Here is a 17,348-nt window from a genome sequence, read left to right on the forward strand (position 1 = left end):
GACAACCCGGTGGCGCCGCCTCCGGTGCGCAACGACACCCCCGGGTCGGGGTTCTGGGACATCCCGATCGACGAGGTCTACGTGGTCAACGCCACCCGCTGGCGGCAGGGCCGGTCACTGGTCGGCGAGCGCCTCGACGACCGGGCGGGACAGCGCGCGGCGGGCCGGCAGGACCGACGCGAGCAGGGCGGCCAGCACCGCGACACCAAGGATCAGCCCGAGCTGGCCGACCGGCAGCACCAGGTGGAAGTCACCGCCGAGGCGGGTCAGCAGCGCCATCGTGGAGGCGCTGACGCCGGTGCCCAGCCCGACGCCGAGCACCGCGCCGACCAACGCCATCAGCACCGCCTCGACGGCGAGCACCGCCCGCATCCGCCCCCTGGTGAGCCCGACCGCCCGCAGCACGGCGTTCTCCCTGGTCCGCTCGACCACCGACAGGCTCAGCGTGTTCGCCACGCCGACCAGGGCGATCACCACGGCCAGGCCGAGCAGCGCGGTGACGAAGGCGAGCAGCATGTCCACGGTGCCGGTGAGCATCTTCTTGTACGCGCCCTGATCCATCAGGTTCACCGTCGGGTAGTTGCCCAGCACCGCCTCGATCGCGTCCCGGGCCCGCTCGGCGCTCACCCCGGCGGCGGGGTCGATCTCGGCCAGGAAGCCCCGCTGGCCGGGGAAGAGCGCGGCGAAGTCCGCGTCGGACATGTCGATGACGTGGCCCGCGGGTGCGCCGTCGGTGGACGAGTCGTCGGTGACCACGGCCGCCACCTGGAACGACCGGTCCGCGACGGTCACCGGAGAGCCGACCCGCAGGCCGCGTGCCTGCGCCAACTCCCGGTGCACAAGCACCTGGCCGGGCCCGACCCCGGTGGCGTCGCCGGCCAACACCTCGCCCAGGGTCCGGGCGACGAGCGCCGGGTGGGCCGCCCGGATCTCGACGTCGGCGACGACAGTGTGGCGCTGCTCGTGCACCACACCCAGCTCGGGGCGGGCGGCCAGCTCGCCGGTGAGCGCGGCGGGGAGGTTCTGACCGATTCCGCTGACCACGAAGTCCGTCCCGATCTGGGCGTCCACGCTGCGTTCGATGCCGTCCTTGGTGCTGCGCGCCCCGACCATGAACGCCGACACGAGTCCGATCCCGATCACCAGCGCGGTGGCGGTCGCGGCGACCCGCCGCGGGTTGCGGACCGTGTTCGCCACCGCCAGCGCGCCGGTCGTCCCGAGGACACGGCGGGCCGGCCAGCCGAACACCCGGGCCAACGCCGGGACGAGCACCGGCCCGAACAGCACGATCCCGAAGAAGGTCAGCACCCCGCCGGCCGCCACCAGCACCAACTGGCCGGCGCTGGCGGCACCGGCCAGCGCGGCGACACCGAGGGCCAGCAGCACCGCGCCGAAGGCCAACCGAACCCGACCGGCGCTCCGGCTCGGCTGCACGGCGGCGTCGGTGAGCGCGGCCACCGGCGCGATCCGGGTGCCCCGCCAGGCCGGGAGCAGGGCGGCGCACACGGTGAGCGCGGTGCCCAGCAGCAGGCCGGTCAGCACCGTCGAAGCGGTCACGGTCAGGCCACTGGTGCCCGGCACGTCCAGGTGCGACATCAGCAGCCGCATTCCACCGGCGAGGCCCACCCCGAGCAGCACCCCGAGCGCGGAGGCGACCAGACCGAGCACCGCCGACTCCAGCACGGCGGCCCGGAAGACCTGACCCCGGGTGGCGCCGATCAGGCGCAGCAGGGCGGTGCGCCGGGTGCGCTGGGCCAGCACGATCGCGAAGGTGTTGGCGATCACGAAGCCGGCCACCACCACGGCGACCCCCACGAAGATCAGCAGCAGCATCCGGAACTGGTCCGCGTTGCGGACCGCCTCCTCGACGGCCTCGTCGAGGATCCGCTGGCGACTCTTCACTGTGCCGTCGCCGCCGACCACGGCACGCACCCGCTCGGTCACCGCCGCGACGGAGGCACCCGGCCGGGCCGCCACCAGGATGCGGCCGTAGCCCCGCTGGCCGGTGAGGGCAAACGCGTCCGGCCCGACCAGGCCGACGAACGGGCCACCGATGTCGCGGACGGTGCCCGCCACGTCGACGGTCCCCACCAGGGTGTACGGGCGGGCCGCACCGCCACTGCCGCCGACGCGGACCTCGGAGCCGAGCGGGAAGCCCTCCTCGGCGACGGTCGGCGCGTCGAGCACCACCTCTCCGACCCGGTCGGGCAGCCGACCGGCGACCACGTCGTACGAGCGCACGGCCTGCTCGGTGGGGATGGCCACGAGCATGGTGAAGCCGAGCACCGGACGACCGTCGGAGCCGAGGAGCCCGCCGGTGTCGGTCAGCTCGCCGTCGGCGGCGGCCACCCCGTCGACCGCACGCACCCGGTCGACCAGAGCCGGGGACAACACCTCCGCGCCTGTCGCGTAGACGCCCAGGTCGGTGTGCCGGTCGAAGGTGCCGGCCCGCTCGTACGCCCCGTCGCGCATCCCGTCGACGAAGATCATCGTGCCGGCGACGAACGCGACACCGAGCACGACGGCAAGTGCGGAGAGCAGCATGCGCAGCGCCTCGGCACGCAACGAGCGCAGGGTCAGGCGGATCATGCGGGGCTCCCGGTGCGGGTGGCGGATCGGACCCCTCCGACGCTATGGCCGGAACCGGTCGGTTGATCTCCACCGGAGTGCTCGACCTGCGTGCGCCCCGGGTCGCGCCGCACCGGCCGCCCGCTACGACCCAGGTCGTACGCGGCGTCATCCGCCGGGCGTCACCAGGCCGCTCTCGTACGCCAGGACGACCGCCTGAACCCGGTCGCGCAGGTGGAGCTTCGCCAGGATCCGACCGACGTGGGTCTTCACCGTCGCCTCGGCCACGTGCACCCGGGCGGCGATCTCCGCGTTCGACAGGCCCTGCGCGACGAGCAGCAGCACCTCCCGTTCCCGGTCGGTGAGCTGGGTGAGGCGCGGGTCGGCGCTCGGGGCGGCGCCGAGTTGCCCGGCGAACCGGTCCAGCAGCCGCCGGGTGATCGACGGCGCCACCACCGAGTCGCCCTGGGCCACCACCCGGATCGCGGCCAGCAGCTCCTCCGGCGGGACGTTCTTGAGCAGGAACCCGCTCGCCCCGGCCTGGAGTGCGGCGAACGCGTCCGCCTCGGTGTCGAAGGTGGTCAGCACCAGCACCCGGGGCCCGCCGGCGGGCCGGTCGGCGCAGAGCCGCCGGGTCGCCTCCACCCCGTCCATGGTGGGCATCCGGATGTCCATCACGACCACGTCGGCCTCGGTGCGGGCGAGCACCCGCAGGGCGTCCGCGCCGTCGATCGCCTCCCCGACCACCTCCAGGTCGGGCTGGGAGCCCAGCACCATCCGGAACCCGGCGCGCACCAGCGCCTGGTCGTCCACGATCACCACCCGGACCGTCATGCCGCGATCACCTCCGTCGCCAGGTCCGACGGTAGCGGTAGCCGGACCTCGAGCTGCCAGCCCCCGGCCGGTCGGGGGCCGGCGGTGAGGCTGCCGTCGTACACCGTGACCCGCTCCCGCATGCCGAGCAGACCGTGACCGCCGGACGGCGCCGGGCTGACCAGCGGGCGGCCCCGGCCGTCGTCGCGCACCCGGACCACGACGGCCTCGGGGGTGTAGGTGAGGGCAACCTCGACGACGGCGCCGACGCCCGCGTGTTTGAGGGCGTTGGTCAGTGCCTCCTGCACCACCCGGTAGACGGTCAGCTCCAGCCCCGGCGGCAGGGACGGCTGGTCGCCGGTGACGGTGCTGCGGATGTGCAGCCCGGCGTCACCGAAGCGGGTCAGCAGGTCGGGCAACTCGGCAAGCGCCAGCCGCCGGTGCTCCGGGTCGGCGGCCACCGCGAGTTCGTCGTCGCCGGCCGGGCCGGCGTCGCGCAGGACGCCGACCAGCCGGCGCATCTCCTCCAGCGCCGCCCGGCCGGTGTCCGCGACGACCTTCACGGCGGTGCGGGCCTGGGCGGGGTCCCGGTCGAGCATGAACCGGGCGCCGTCGGCCTGGACGATCATCACGGCCAGGCTGTGGGCGACCACGTCGTGCAGCTCGCGCGCGATCCGGGTGCGCTCCTCGGCGACCGCCGCCCGGGACTCGGCCTCCCGTTCGCGTTCCAGAGTGGCGGCCCGCTCCTCCAGGCTGAGCACGTAGAGCCGGCGGGTCCGCACGTTCAGCGCGACAAGCCACACCGCGCCGGTGACGAGCGCGTACCACAGCGCGGTGACCCACCAGCTGATGACACCCGGGGTCTGCACGGCGGCGAGCACCACGCCCACGGCGGCGGCCGCGCCGGCGAGCACCGCGGCGCGCAGCCGCTCGCCGTACTTCACCACGCTGTAGAGCGCGATGAGGACGGCGACGTCGAAGGGCAGCGGGCCCCACCGGGCGATCACCTGCACCAGCCCGAGCGCCGCGACCACCACTGTCACTGCGCCCGGGTGCGCGCGGCGGAACAGCAGCGCCACGGCCATCCCGACACAGACCAGCGCGGCCGCCCAACCGCCCGCCAGGTTCGCCGCGCCGGCCAGGCCGATGAGGGCCACCGCCGCGGAGACGGCCACGTCGAAGGCGAGGCTGCGCAGCGGGCGACCGACCATCGTGCGTCTCACGGTCACCCAGCGTACGTGCCGCGAGAGGCGGCCCCGCGCCTCGGCCGGGTCGGCTCGTGCGCGCTCCCGGCCGGCGCGGCTCAGCGGGCGAGAACCTCGCGCATCCGGTCGATCTCGACGGTCTGCTCGGTGGCGAGCGAGGTGGCGTACTCGTTGAGCGTCAGGTCGGAGCCGACAGTGAGCAGGTTGGTGGCCATCTCGATGGCGCCCTCGTGGTGCGCGGTCATCATCCGGACGAAGAGCCTGTCGAAGTCCGGGCCACTGGTGGCGGCGAGCTGCCGCATCGCCTCGGGTGACTGCATGCCGCGCATGGTGTCGTGGTCGTGCCCCTCGGTCTGCGCCGGGAGGCCGCGAGTCTGCAACCAGCCCCGCATCATGCCCATCTCCGGCCCCTGGCTCGCCTGGATGCGTTCGGCGAGGGCGCGTACGTCGGGATCGGCCGCGCGGTCGGCGGCGAGTTCGGCCATGGCGAGGGCCTGCGCGTGGTGCGGGATCATCATCCGGACGAACAGGACGTCCAACGAGTTGTGCGGCGCGGGGCCGGCGTCGCGGACCTCGTGGGCGGCGCGGGTGGCCGCCGCCTCACCGGGGCGGCCGGGCGCGATGACGGTCAGGTCGGTGGGGACCGGGCTGACGGTCGGCGTGGGTGACGCGGAGGCGGCCGGCGCGGCGCCGTTCTCGGTGTCGCCGCCGGAGCGGTGCACGACGACAGCCACGAGCGTGAGCATGAGCGCGAGTGTGACGCTCGCCAGGGTTCGTGCGCGCCGGTTGGTCATGGGCCACTCCCTGGAGTCGAGGTCACCGCGATGCTATCCATTGACGAAGGCACTTTGATGTGACCTGGATCACATCGACGTTCATCGTCGGACGGTAAGGTGTCGACAATCATCTCCCCCTTGCGAAGGGCCTCGCCGATGATCAGACCTCACCTGCCACGCCCACGCCAACTGCGCATCGTGGCGCTCGCCACGACCGGCCTCCTCGTCGCCAGCGCGCTCGTCGCTCCGGCGAGCAACGCCCAGGTGGCGCCGCCGTCGGCCCCCACCGCCAACGCGATCCCCGGCGTCGACGAGATCGTCAGCAGCCCCAACCTGCGGCAGATCGCCAACGTGCCGAAGGTCGCCCCACTGGACGCGACGAACAGCGACATCGCCTTCCAGGGCAGGTACGCGTTCGCCGGCAACTACAACGGCTTCGTCATCTACGACATCTCGCGGCCCAGCGCCCCGACGGTCACGGCCCGGGTGCTCTGCCCGGGGTCGCAGAACGACATCTCCGTCCACGGCGACCTGCTGTTCCTCTCCACCGACTCGTCGCGCAGCGACGACTCCTGCACCAGCACCACGCAGGGGGCGAACGTGAAGGAGTCCTGGGAGGGCATCAAGGTCTTCGACATCAAGGACAAGGCCAACCCGCGCTACATCAAGTCCATCGAGACGGCCTGCGGCTCGCACACCCACACCCTGGTGCCGGGCAAGGACCGCAAGGCCATCTACCTGTACGTCTCGTCGTACAGCCCGCGGGCCGACTACCCGGACTGCCAGCCCCCGCACGACTCCATCTCGATCATCAAGGTGCCGCTGAAGAAGCCCACAGACGCGGCGGTGGTCGCCACACCGAACCTCTTCCCGGACGGCGGCTTCCCCGGCAGCGAGACCGGCTCGGCGACCGCCGGTTGCCACGACATCACCGCCTACCCGTCGAAGGACCTCGCCGCCGGCGCCTGCATGGGTGACGGCATCCTGCTCGACATCAAGAACCGGGAGGCGCCCCGGGTCATCAACCGGATCCGGGACACCGTCAACTTCGCGTTCTGGCACTCGGCCACCTTCAACAACTCCGGCACCAAGGTGGTCTTCACCGACGAGCTGGGTGGTGGCGGGGCGGCGACCTGCAACGAGGCCATCGGCCCCAACCGGGGCGCGGACGCCATCTACGACATCACCGGCCGCGGTGACGCCCGGACGATGACGTTCCGCAGCTACTACAAGATCCCGCGCGTCAACGCGGACACCGAGAACTGCGTGGCGCACAACGGCTCGCTGGTGCCGGTGCTCGGTCGGGACATCCTGGTCCAGGCGTGGTATCAGGGCGGCATCTCGGTCTGGGACTTCACCGACTCGGCCCACCCGAAGGAGATCGCCTTCTGGGAGCGCGGCCCGCTCTCGGCAACCTTGCCCGTCGGTGGTGGCACCTGGTCGGCGTATTACTACAACGGCCACATCTACTCCAACGACATCGTCAAGGGCCTCGACGTCCTGGAGCTCAACGACTGGCGTACCTGGTCGGCGAAGCTGACCCGCTACAACGAGCTCAACGTGCAGACCCAGCCCAGCTACCTCGGCTGGTAGGCACCGCGCGGCACACACCGGGCCCGGTCCTCCGATCCGCGGGGGCCGGGCCCGCTCGCGCGGTGGGACCCGTCACCTCGACAGGGGTTGCCGAACGCCCGGTCGGCAGCTGTGCCAACGTGAGCAGACGTGAAACCCGCAGCCCCGCCCGAGCCGTCCGTGCGTTGGCGCCCGCACCCGCTCGACGTGGTGGCTGTCGTCCTGGCGGTGGCCGGCGCCGGCTGCGCGCTGAGCGGGCTGCTGCCCCGGGCGGAGACCACCGCCACCCTGCACCGGATCCTGCCGCTGCTGCTCTTCCTCGGCACCGTGATCGTGCTCGCCGAGCTGACCGCCGTGGCCGGCGTCTTCGACGTGCTGGCCAGTCGGCTGGCCATCGCCTCCCGGGGCAGGTGGGCGGCGCTGTTCCTGCTCTGTGGTGGCCTGGCCACGCTGACCACCCTCGTGCTCAACCTCGACACCACCGCCGTGCTGCTCACCCCGGTGCTGCTCGCGTTGGCCCGCAACCTGCGCGTCCCGGCCGCCCCGCTCGCGGTCACCACAGTGTGGCTGGCGAACACCGCAAGCCTGCTGCTGCCGGTGTCGAACCTGACAAACCTGCTGGCCGCCGACCGGGTCGGGCTGACCCCGTTGGCGTACGCCGAGCGGATGGCGCTGCCGCAACTCGCCGCGGTGGCGGTCACCATGGCGTTGCTCTGGTACGCGTGGTGGCGGCGGGACGGGCCGGTCGGCGGACGGTTCGTACCGCCGGCCCGGCGCGTGCCGGCCGACGCGGTGCTGCACCGCGTCGCGCTCGCCGGCTGCCTGCTCTTCATCGCCGGCATCCTCGCCGGGGTGGAGATCGGTCTCGCCTCCACCGTCGCGCTCGCGTTGGTGCTCGTCGGGTTCGCCGTCCGATCCCCCGCCACGCTGCGCCCGCACCTGGTGCCGGTACGGCTGCTGCTCTTCGTCGTCGGCCTGTTCCTGGTGGTGCAGACCCTCGGCCAGCACGGGCTGGACGACCTGGTCGCCGGCCTGCTCGGTGCCGACGGCGGTGCGCTCGGCGCGCTGCGGGCCGGCAGCACCGGGGCGGTGCTGTCGAACGCCGTGAACAACCTGCCGGCCTACCTGGCCGGCGAGGCGGTGCTGCCGGCCACCGACCACACCCGCCTGCTGGCGCTGCTGATCGGCACCAACGTCGGCCCGCTTGCCGCTCCCTGGGCGTCGCTGGCCACCCTGCTGTGGTTCGAGCGGTGCCGGGCGGCCGGGGTGGCGGTGCCGTCGACCCGGTTCGTGCTGACCAGCACCCTGCTCGCGGCGACCGGCACGCTCGCCGCGGTCGGCGCGTTGCTGCTGGTGAGCTGAGCCCGCTCCGACCACTGTCGAATGGTTCTCACCCTGTTGCGACGTATGACCGCCCCCGTCGTGTTATCTACCTGAAGCGCGAGATGACCGTTTATGCTGGGTCGACACCGATTCGAGTAGGAGACCCGATGACATCGCACCGCGAACTGGACACAGTCCCGACGGCCGCTTCGGACTACCGGCCGCCGACGATCCAGCGCCTGGGCACCCTCGCCGAGCTGACCAAGGGCGGCACCGTAGGTCCGGACGACGGCCTGGGTGGCGGCGGCGACGGTTCGCTCTGAGCCGTCGCCGCCCGACGTCGTGGGAGCACCGCCGTTGCTCACGATCCGCCGGGCCCAGCGTCGGTTCGGTCGTCGGGTGATCTTCGCCGACCTGGACCTCGACGTCCCGGTGGGAGCCCGGGTGTTCCTGGGCGGCAGCAACGGATCCGGCAAGACCACGCTGCTGCGGTGCCTGTCCGGCACGCTGACCCTCAGCGCCGGACAGGCCACCGTCGGTGGCCACCCGGTCGGCTCACTGCCCGCCCGGCACCTGACCAGCGTGTGCCTCGCCCCGGAACAGGGCCTCTACGAGACACTGTCGGCACGGGAGAACGTGGCACTCGTCGCCCGACTCCGGCTGCCCCGGCGAGCCGTCCGCGCGGCCGTCGCCCGGGTCGAAGCCGAACTGGACCTGGCCGGCTACGCGACGGTCCCGGTGCAGCGGTGCTCGGCGGGGATGCGGGCCCGGGTCAGCATCGCGCGGGCTCTCGTCGCCGATCCCGCGCTGCTGCTGCTCGACGAGCCGGGCCGCTCCCTCGACGAGACGTCGCGGGAGCTGTTGTGGCAGGCGCTCGACCGGCGACCCGAGCTGACCTGCGTGATCGCCTCGCACCTCGCCGACGACCGGGACCGGTGCCAGTCCGCCCTGACCCTCACCGGGCAGCCGACGACGCCGCCGCACACCGCGGCCACGTCGTGACGTCGACCAGCGGGGCCGCGTCGTGACGTCAGCGGGCTCGGCCGCGACCACCAGCCGGCCGGTCGGTCGCCGGGCCGCTGGCGCCAGTCCGCTCGCGATGATCCTCGCCCTGGTCCGCCGCGATCTCGGCGACCCGCGACAGTTCCGGCTGCCGCTGCTGCTGGACCTCGCCTTCGGGGTGGTGAACCTTGTCGTCTTCCTGTTCATCTCCCGGGTGCTCACCCCCTCGTCGGGCACCGACCTCGCCCACGCGGCCAGCTACTTCGACTTCGTGGCGGTCGGCATCACCTTCCTGCTCGTCCTGCAGGCCGCCACCACGCAGCTGACCGGTCGGGTGATCCGGGAACAGCGCAGCGGGACACTTGAGGTGTTGGCCGCCCAGCCGATGCCGGTCATCGCGCTGACCATCGGGACCGCCGGCTACCCGTTCCTGTTCGCCCTGCTGCGCTCCTGCGTCTACCTGGCGATCCTCGGCACCGTGCTCGGCCTGCACACCGGCCGCGCCGACTGGTGGGGAGTCGCGGTGCTGCTGATCGCCGGCACCGCGTCGGTGCTGGGCATCGGCATCGCGCTCGCGGCGTTCACCGTGGCCGTCGGGCACGGCGACGCCGCCGCCCGACTCTTCGTCGTCGCGCTCACCTTCGTGTCCGGCACGTACTTCCCGGTCTCCGAACTCCCCGGCCCCCTGCCCGAGCTGACCGCGGTGCTGCCCAGCCGGATCGCCCTGGACGGCCTGCGCGCCGCGCTGGCCGGCGGCGACTGGGCCGGGTCGGCCGGCGCGCTGCTGGGTGCCACCGCACTGCTGTTGCCGGTGTCGAGCTGGGCCTTCGCGGGGGCGCTGCGGGTCGCCGCCGGCCGCGGCGCCCTGAAACGCGATTGAGGTACGACATGCTCCGTCCGACACCGTTCGACCTCGCCACCGGAACGCTGCTCGGTGTCGCCGCGCCGCCACCACGTCGACCTGTCCCGGCCGGCGTACCGGACCCGTTGGGCGCGCTCGACACCGCCGTGCTGGCCGGTCTGACCCGCCCACCGTGCGTGGTCAGCTTCTCCGGCGGGTTGGACTCGTCGCTGATCCTGGCGGTGGCCGTCCGGGCGGCCCGCCGGGAAGGGCTGCCCGGCCCGGTCCCGGTCACCTGGCGGTTCACCGACGCCCCCCGGGCCGACGAGTCGGACTGGCAACACCGGGTGATCACGGCGCTGGGGCTCGGCGGTTCGTGGCAGATCCTGCGGGCCGCCGACGAGCTGGACCTCATCGGGCCGGTGGCCCGCCGGCTGCTGCACCGCCACGGCGTGGTCCATCCGGTCAACCTGCACCTGCACCTGCCCATCGCCGAGCTGGCCACCGGCGGCGCACTGCTCACCGGTGCCGGCGGTGACCAGATCCTGGCCGGGTGGCGTCGCCCACCGGCGGCCTCGCCGCGCGCCCGCCTGTGGTGGCTGCGGCACGCCGCGCGTACCCGACAGGGGCCGGCGGAGGCGTTTCCGTGGCTGCGCGCGGAGGTCGCCCGGGAGGCGCACCGCGCGCAACGCGCCGAGCAGCGTGCCGAACCGCGCCGCCTGCGGCAACGGATCGCCTGGCACACCCGGCGCCGGGACCTGCGGATGACCTGCTCGGCGCTGAGCACGTTGGCCGCCGAGCACCGGGCGACGGCGATCCAGCCGCTGCTCGACGAGGGTTTTCAGGCCGCGTTGGCGCTGCGGTTCGGCGGCCACCGCGGGATCGGCCGGGACCGGTTGCTCGCGGAGATCGTCCGGGGAGCCCTCCCGGCCGAGGTCACCGCGCCCCGCCGCAAGGCCCGATTTCTCGAGGTGTTCTTCCGGACACCGACCCGGGAGTTCGTCAGCTCCTGGGACGGCTCCGGCGCCGATGAGGAGCTTGTCGACCCGGAGGCCCTGCGGGAGATCTGGTCGCGTTGGCCGATCCCCGGCGGCACCGCCAGCCTGGTCCAACAGCTCTGGCTGGCCGCCAACCCGCCCGACCCCGCCGGCCAGCCGGAGCGTTCCGCTATCGACATGGAGGTCACGCCGTGACAGAGCAGGAGATCGTGCACCGGGTCGACCCGGACCGGGTGGCCTGGCGGGTCGCCGGCGAGGAGGTCGTCGTGCTGGACACCAGCAACTCGGTCTACTTCGGACTGGACGCCACCGGCGCGCTGCTGTGGCAGCGACTGGTGACCGGCGCCACCAGCACCGAGCTGGTCACCGCACTCGTGCAGACCGCACCGGTGGACCGGGAGCGGGCCCGCGCGGACGTGGCCGCGTTCCTGGCGGACCTGCGCGGGCACGGGCTGCTGGTCCACCGGCCCTGACCGGCTCCGTCGGCAGGACGCGACGACAGGTCACGCCGGGCGGGTTGACGCCGCGCCCGCCAGCGGTCAGCCGTGATCGCCGCGTTGCGCCGCGCGTACCTCGTTGAGCGCGGCCGGGAGCCGCCCGACGTTGCGGGCCAGCCGGGCCAGGTGCGCCAGCAGCAGACCGACCGGGCCTCGGCGGGCCAGCGGGCTGGAGTGCCGCATGGACGCCGGTGTCGGAAACAGCCGCGGGCCCAGGTGCCGCAGCCGGTCTGCCACACCGGGCAGCTCGGCGAGCTGTGCGATCGTCAGGGCGGCCGGTGAGGACCGGTGGGCCCGCAGCCACAGCGCCGGCGTGCCCTGCCGGGGCAGGGCCAACGTGGTGGCCAGGGCCGCGCCCGCCGGCGTCAGGCGCAGACCGAGCGCGAACGACGGCAGCGCCCCGGCCCGCTTGGCGAGGCCGGCCGCCGATCGCCAGGTGTCGACGGGTAAGACCTCGAGCGCCCGCAGCAGGTCGGCACGCGGCCGGTCGGAGCGGCCGGGCGCGGCGGCGTGCAGGGCCACCAGCAGGGCGGCGCCCGCCTCGTCCGGCACCGCGACCAGGCCGCCGGCCAACCCGATCCGTCGCGCCGAGGCGGACAACCCGGTCCACAGCGCCTCCGGATCGGTCACCCCGTGGAAGCCGCGGTGCAGATCGATGGTGAGCGACAGCGGGCCGGGCATCCGCCACGGTCGCTCGTACCAGTGCGACCGATGGTCGGGGCGACCCTCCGGGAGCGCGCTGTGGCAGCCGAGGTCGGCGAGGGTCCGCTGTGCGAGGTCGAACGAGGCGGGGGCGACCAGCAGGTCGACGTCGGTGTAGAGCCGGTGCCGCTCCTGGCCCAGCCGGCGGGCCAGCCCCGCCCCCTTGAGCAGGATGGCCTCCACGCCGCGGGCGGCCAGCGCCTCGGTGACCCGGACCGCGGCCGTGTCGAGGCTCAGACAGCGGACCGCCGACGGCAGGTCGTTCACCGGGTCGCTCCCACCGCCGAGCTGGTGGCCACGGTGTCGACCACCAGCCGGTAAGTGTCGTCGAGGGCGGCCCAGTCGCGCGGCCGGGTCAGCTCCCACGCCGGCAGGGCGGCGAGCGACAGCAGCGCGCCCGGGTCGGAGGGCAGTTGCCCGAACGACCGCCGGCTGGCGAGCCGAGCCAGCAGGGCGGCGGCGGGCAGCCGGGTCAGGGTGACCGCGTCGCCCCAGCGCGGGAACAGCCAGCCGCCCAGGGGAACGTGCGGCGCGATCGGGGGCAACCCCACCCGCAGCCGGTCGCCGGCCCGGACCCCCCGGGCGGGCAGCGCCACCCCCGGCACTGGGTGCCGCAGATCGACGCAGCGCGGGCCGGCGAAGGCGTCGACTCCGTCGACGACCAGGATGTCGTCGGTCAGGACCGAGACATCCCGGGCGGCCAGGGCGGCGAGCAGGCTGCTCTTGCCGGCGGTACGCGGGCCGAGCACCGCCCAGGCGCGACCGGCGAGCACGAACGCGCCACTGTGGAACGTCTCCCGCCCCGCCCACCTGTTGACTGTGGTCGCCACCGGCGCGAGGTACGGGTGGGCCAGCACGTCCGGGGCGAGCGGTGGCCCGTAAAAGGTGGCGGTGCCGCGCAGTCGGTCCACCGAGAGGGTCCGCCCGTCGGCGAGGATCCGGGTGCTCCGGCGGTCGTCCAACGGCACCGGCGGCGGTGGCGGCACGTCGAGCTGGTCGACCCGCACGGCAGGCCACCCGAGGGCCCCGCCCTCGGCCGGGGGCAGCTCGGACGACTCGTCCAGCCCGTGCACCCGCAGCCCGTAGACGCCGCGTCCGGCTGTCGGCATGATCTCCCCGCTCATCGCCTACTCAACGATCATGGGCAACGGCACGGTGCGGGTGGCGCTCGTCGTGACGCGCCACCCGCACCCCTGTTCGCTGGGCGTCAGCGGAACGTGCCGCTGTCGATCGTCAACTTCTGCGACTCCTTCAGCCGCTTGGCGTCCGCCGCGCGCTGCTTGGCCGCCTTGGCGTCCTTCGCCGACGGCGCCACCGTCGGGACCGTTCCCCCGCCGAGGGCGTCCACGTCGTACGCCACCCACCACGAGCCGGGGGTGTCCACCGCGAAGGTCAGTGCGACGTGCACCGACGCACCCGGCGCCAGACCACCCAGGTCGAACGGGATCGTCAGGGTGGTGCCCAACCCACCACCCGGCGGGCTTGTCGCTGGCGAGTCCATGGACAGGTTGCGCGACAGGAGCGTGCGGCCGTCACTGATGATGATCGGGGTCGTCGGGTTGGTCGGGTTGACCACCCTCAGGTTGGAGTGCAGCGCGGGCGACGGCCCGCCGGGGTACGGCGCTCCGTTCTCCGCACTCAGTGACGTGATCCGGATCCTGGCCTGGGTGATCGCGGCGTTGGACCGGTTGGTCAGCGTCCGCCGGATCACCAGGCTGTTCGCGGTGCGGACCCGGTTGGGAGCCGCCGACGCGGCCACGTTCGGGTCGAACAGCGTCGACTGGATGGACGCGTTCTGCTGGTAGGTGCCGAGAGTGTTCTGCGGCGACGGGCTGCCGAGTGTGGACGGGACCCCGTTGATCGGGCCGAGCACTGTGGCGACCAGCCGGAAGTCGGCCTGGTTGTTGGCGGTGTCCTGGAGGTTGCTGGCCACCCGCAGTCGGTTCCACGCGTGGGGCACGAACGGCGGCGCGTTGAAGGCGGGCAGTGGTGGGCCTTCGGAGAAGCCCGGCGTCGAGCCCGCCCGGTCGGTGACCGTGTTCGCCGCGTCCGGTGCGACAAGCCGCAGCCCGCCCTGGCCGAGGCTGGGGACGATGAGGTCGGGCTGGATGTTGAACAGGGAGTAGTTGGTCGCCGCGATCAGATAACCGCGTCGGGGACCCAGCGGCCGGGCGGTGCCCGGGATGGTGATGGACAGCCCACCGGGCGCCTCGACCTTGAAGCCGGCGATCGGCAGGTTGATCGAGGTGCTGTTGACGACCGAGACGAACTGGTCGGTGAGCCCGCTGATGCCGGACTGTGCGAACTGGTCGATGACCACCTGGCGGGGCGCCGCCGAGACCTCGACCGTGATCTCGTTGGACACCGCCTCACCCAACGGCCCGGTTCCGTCGTACTGGGCCCGGAACTGGTTGTGCCCGAACGCCGGTACGTAGATCTCGAAGTTGGCCACGTTGAGGGCCAGCGGGAAGGTGCCGAGTGGGGTCTCCACCCCGTTGGGCAGCTCGTCGATGAGGGTGACGCTGCCCTCGGCGACGCCGGGCCCCACGATGACCTGGAACTGCACCGCCGTACCGAAGGTGGTGGCGTTCGTGGAGGCGGTCAGCGTGGCCACGCTCTCGGCCTGGACCAGGATGCGGATGGCGCGGGTGGCGCTGCGGCCGTTGGCGTCGGTCACCTTCACCGTCGCCGGGTAGGCGCCGACCGCGGTCGGTCGGCCGGACAGCAGGCCGGAGGCCGCGTCGAGGGTCAGGCCGGGCGGCAGCGAGCCGGCGGACAACCCCCAGGTGAACGGCGCCGTGCCGCCCACCACGTTGAGCTGCTCGGCGTACGGCGCGTCGACCTCACCGAGCGGCGGCGCGGGGAAGGTCAGCGTCGGCGCCAGGTTGACCACCAGCACGATCAGCCGGGTGCCGGTCTGACCGTTCGCGTCGACGACCCTGATCACCACCGGGTATTCCCCGGGGGTGTTCGGTACGCCCGAGATGCCGTTGGTCTGCGGGTTGAGCAGCAGCCCCGGTGGCAGGACGCCCGAGGCGACGGACCAGGTGAACGGGGGCACACCGTGGGTGATGTTCAGGGTGGCCACGTAGGCGATGCCGACTGTCGCCTCGGTCGGGTGGTCGAACAGCAGCGTCGGTGACACGTTCGCGATCACCTGATCGGACAGTGGCGACTCGGGGCCGGTGCCCTCGGCGGTGTGGGCGGCCACGGTGAACCGGTAGGGGGTGGTGGGGACGAGCCCGGTGACGGTGTTGGTGGTGGACGGTCCGAAGGTCTGGGCGGGCTGACGCACGCCGTTCACCCAGGGCGTGACGATGTAGTTGGTGATCGGTGAGCCGCCGTCCGAGCCGGGCGTCCAGCTCAGCAGGGCCGTCGCGGTGTCGGCGGTGACCGCGGTGACGGTCGGCGCGGCCGGCAGCGCCATGATCTTGGCACCCGTGGAGGGCTTGCTGGCCGGGCCGGTGCCCTCGGCGTTCTTCGCGGCGACGGTGAAGGTGTAGGTGGCCCTGGCGGTCAGACCCTCGATCTTCCGGGTGGTCGTCGACTCGTCGAAGGTGACGGTCTTCGCCTTCTTGCCGTTGCGGTACGCGGTGACCACGTACCCGCTGAGGGCCGAGCCGCCGTCAGCCGGCGCCTTCCAGTTCACAGTTGCCGTGCCGGCACGCCAGGACGCGGTGGGCCGGGCCGGCGCGGCCGGTGGCTGCGCCGGGGCGGCCAGCTCGGCGATCCGCTGCGTGGCGGCGGCTGTCGCGGCCACCGCCGTTACTGGTGTGGGGGTGCGACTCGGGGCGCGAGCCGAGGCCGCCGTGGGGGCGACGAGCAGACTGACGATCAGCGCCAGGATTGCGGCGCATGCCGTGACGGCCCGTGGACGGGCACGGAGCACTGGGGACATGAATGGTTTCTCCCTCTCCCGGGGATGCGGGCCACCGCGAACGGGGGAAGGAGGCAGGCGACCGGCTGATGGTCCTCGGCGGCCACGCGCCCGCTGCCCCCGGCCGCAGGGCGACTGGCGGAAATCCGACCGGCACTCACGGAATGGATTTCGCGTATTGAGTGACGGATCTCTATCAACTCCTACCAGTTTTCCCAGGTCAGGCCACATTCGGACGGGGAAAGTGTCCAGCCGTGGGCGGAGGCTGTCCGAATTGCGACTGCCGTCGCGTCCTTTTGCGGCGGACGCGACGGCAGGGCCGCGTCAGTCCCGGTGCACCGCGAGCTGAAGCTCGGTGACACCCTGCTCCGGCTGCTCCGGGCAGTAGTCCAGGTACACCTCGCGGGCGAAGCCGTCGGCGCGGTAGCCGTTGTCGTCGATCCAGCGGGCGAGCACCTGCATGCTCTGGTCGGCGTCGTCCATCGCGCCATGATGGACGATCGTCGCGGCGGCGCCCAGCGCGGGCAGGTCGCGTACCTCGACATCGACACCTGTCGACGCGCCGACGGCGACGGTGACCCCGGCGTGCACCAACACCGCGTCGCCGTCGCCGTCGGGCTCGTACCAGGCGATGGTCGGCCCCACCGGGGTGATCCCGGCGGCGGCCAGCCGGCGGAACAGCTCCGGGTAGAGCGGCCCGATCACCGGGCTGATGTCCTGGCTCTGGTAACTCGACGCGACAGCGGTCAGCTCCGCGACCCGCACCGGTGCGATCTCCTTCAGGATGACGTCCTGGGTACTCATCGTGCCCTCCGACTCGATCATCCGGAGCCTCGCCTCGACCGCCGCCAGCCGGGCGGCGTCCGCGGCCAGTCGCTCTTCCAACTGGGTACGACGCAGCCGCAGCATGCCGCGCAGCTCGACCACGTCGACGGCGTCGTCGACGATGACCCGCACCTGCTCCAGGGTGAGGCCCAGCTCCTTCAGGGCGATCACCCGGTTGAGCCGGCGCAGCTGGTCCGCGCGGTAGAACCGGTATCCGGTGTGCCTGTCGACGGCGGCCGGCCGGAGCAGCCCGATGCTGTCGTAGTGGCGCAGCATCCGCACCGACACCCGGCCCAGTCGGGCGAAGTCTCCGATGGTGAACATGGTCCCCTCACGCTCGTCCCTGACA

15 protein-coding genes are annotated in these 17,348 nt (G+C 73.1%); 7 read left to right on the forward strand and 8 right to left on the reverse strand.

The window, feature by feature from the left end:
* Positions 1-114: 114 nt before the first annotated feature.
* From AB0A95_RS09655 to AB0A95_RS09670, 4 genes are all read right to left on the reverse strand, one after another.
* Entirely contained in the window at positions 115-2,589 is a 2,475-nt protein-coding gene (locus AB0A95_RS09655) for an ABC transporter permease (protein ID WP_357555200.1), read from the reverse strand.
* 147 nt (positions 2,590-2,736) lie between these two features.
* On the reverse strand, positions 2,737-3,402 hold the full coding sequence (locus AB0A95_RS09660) for a response regulator transcription factor (RefSeq protein ID WP_357555202.1): 666 nt from the start codon (positions 3,400-3,402) through the stop codon (positions 2,737-2,739).
* Entirely contained in the window at positions 3,399-4,610 is a 1,212-nt protein-coding gene (locus AB0A95_RS09665; RefSeq protein WP_357555204.1) for a sensor histidine kinase, read from the reverse strand. The genes AB0A95_RS09660 and AB0A95_RS09665 overlap by 4 nt, the downstream gene beginning before the upstream one ends.
* 74 nt (positions 4,611-4,684) lie before the next feature.
* Positions 4,685-5,380, reverse strand: coding sequence for a DUF305 domain-containing protein (locus tag AB0A95_RS09670; protein WP_357555205.1), 696 nt, complete (start codon positions 5,378-5,380; stop codon positions 4,685-4,687).
* A 138-nt stretch (positions 5,381-5,518) separates the two neighbouring features.
* Between AB0A95_RS09670 and AB0A95_RS09675 the strand changes: the two genes are divergently transcribed.
* The 7 genes from AB0A95_RS09675 (at position 5,519) to AB0A95_RS09705 (ending at position 11,571) form a co-directional block, all read left to right on the forward strand.
* On the forward strand, positions 5,519-6,955 hold the full coding sequence (locus AB0A95_RS09675) for a hypothetical protein (protein ID WP_357555207.1): 1,437 nt from the start codon (positions 5,519-5,521) through the stop codon (positions 6,953-6,955).
* Between the two features lie 129 nt (positions 6,956-7,084).
* Positions 7,085-8,296, forward strand: coding sequence for an SLC13 family permease (locus tag AB0A95_RS09680; protein WP_357555208.1), 1,212 nt, complete (start codon positions 7,085-7,087; stop codon positions 8,294-8,296).
* A gap of 128 nt (positions 8,297-8,424) precedes the next feature.
* The gene (locus AB0A95_RS09685) at positions 8,425-8,580 is read left to right on the forward strand and encodes a lasso RiPP family leader peptide-containing protein (protein WP_357076804.1); all 156 of its coding nucleotides are present in this window, start codon (positions 8,425-8,427) and stop codon (positions 8,578-8,580) included.
* A gap of 34 nt (positions 8,581-8,614) precedes the next feature.
* Positions 8,615-9,259, forward strand: a complete 645-nt coding sequence (locus AB0A95_RS09690) for an ATP-binding cassette domain-containing protein (protein WP_357555209.1) — start codon at positions 8,615-8,617, stop codon at positions 9,257-9,259.
* 22 nt (positions 9,260-9,281) lie between these two features.
* Positions 9,282-10,139 (forward strand): ABC transporter permease, encoded by an 858-nt coding sequence (locus AB0A95_RS09695; RefSeq protein WP_357555210.1) that lies wholly within the window; start codon positions 9,282-9,284, stop codon positions 10,137-10,139.
* Positions 10,140-10,147: 8 nt separating this feature from the next.
* Entirely contained in the window at positions 10,148-11,293 is a 1,146-nt protein-coding gene (locus AB0A95_RS09700) for an asparagine synthase-related protein (RefSeq protein ID WP_357555212.1), read from the forward strand.
* Positions 11,290-11,571 (forward strand): PqqD family protein, encoded by a 282-nt coding sequence (locus AB0A95_RS09705; RefSeq protein WP_357555213.1) that lies wholly within the window; start codon positions 11,290-11,292, stop codon positions 11,569-11,571. Before AB0A95_RS09700 ends, AB0A95_RS09705 begins: the two co-directional genes overlap by 4 nt.
* 66 nt (positions 11,572-11,637) lie before the next feature.
* On the opposite strand, the gene AB0A95_RS09710 is transcribed toward AB0A95_RS09705, so the two are convergent.
* The 4 genes from AB0A95_RS09710 to AB0A95_RS09725 form a co-directional block, all read right to left on the reverse strand.
* The gene (locus tag AB0A95_RS09710; protein ID WP_357555214.1) at positions 11,638-12,564 is read right to left on the reverse strand and encodes a nucleotidyltransferase family protein; all 927 of its coding nucleotides are present in this window, start codon (positions 12,562-12,564) and stop codon (positions 11,638-11,640) included.
* The gene (locus AB0A95_RS09715) at positions 12,561-13,421 is read right to left on the reverse strand and encodes a hypothetical protein (protein WP_357555215.1); all 861 of its coding nucleotides are present in this window, start codon (positions 13,419-13,421) and stop codon (positions 12,561-12,563) included. Before AB0A95_RS09715 ends, AB0A95_RS09710 begins: the two co-directional genes overlap by 4 nt.
* Before the next feature lie 83 nt (positions 13,422-13,504).
* Entirely contained in the window at positions 13,505-16,195 is a 2,691-nt protein-coding gene (locus AB0A95_RS09720; RefSeq protein ID WP_357555217.1) for a fibronectin type III domain-containing protein, read from the reverse strand.
* A gap of 303 nt (positions 16,196-16,498) precedes the next feature.
* Entirely contained in the window at positions 16,499-17,323 is an 825-nt protein-coding gene (locus tag AB0A95_RS09725; protein WP_357555218.1) for a MerR family transcriptional regulator, read from the reverse strand.
* Positions 17,324-17,348: the final 25 nt, after the last annotated feature.

This window comes from Micromonospora sp. NPDC049230 (genome assembly GCF_040647875.1).
In the GTDB taxonomy this organism is placed as follows: Bacteria; Actinomycetota; Actinomycetes; order Mycobacteriales; family Micromonosporaceae; genus Micromonospora.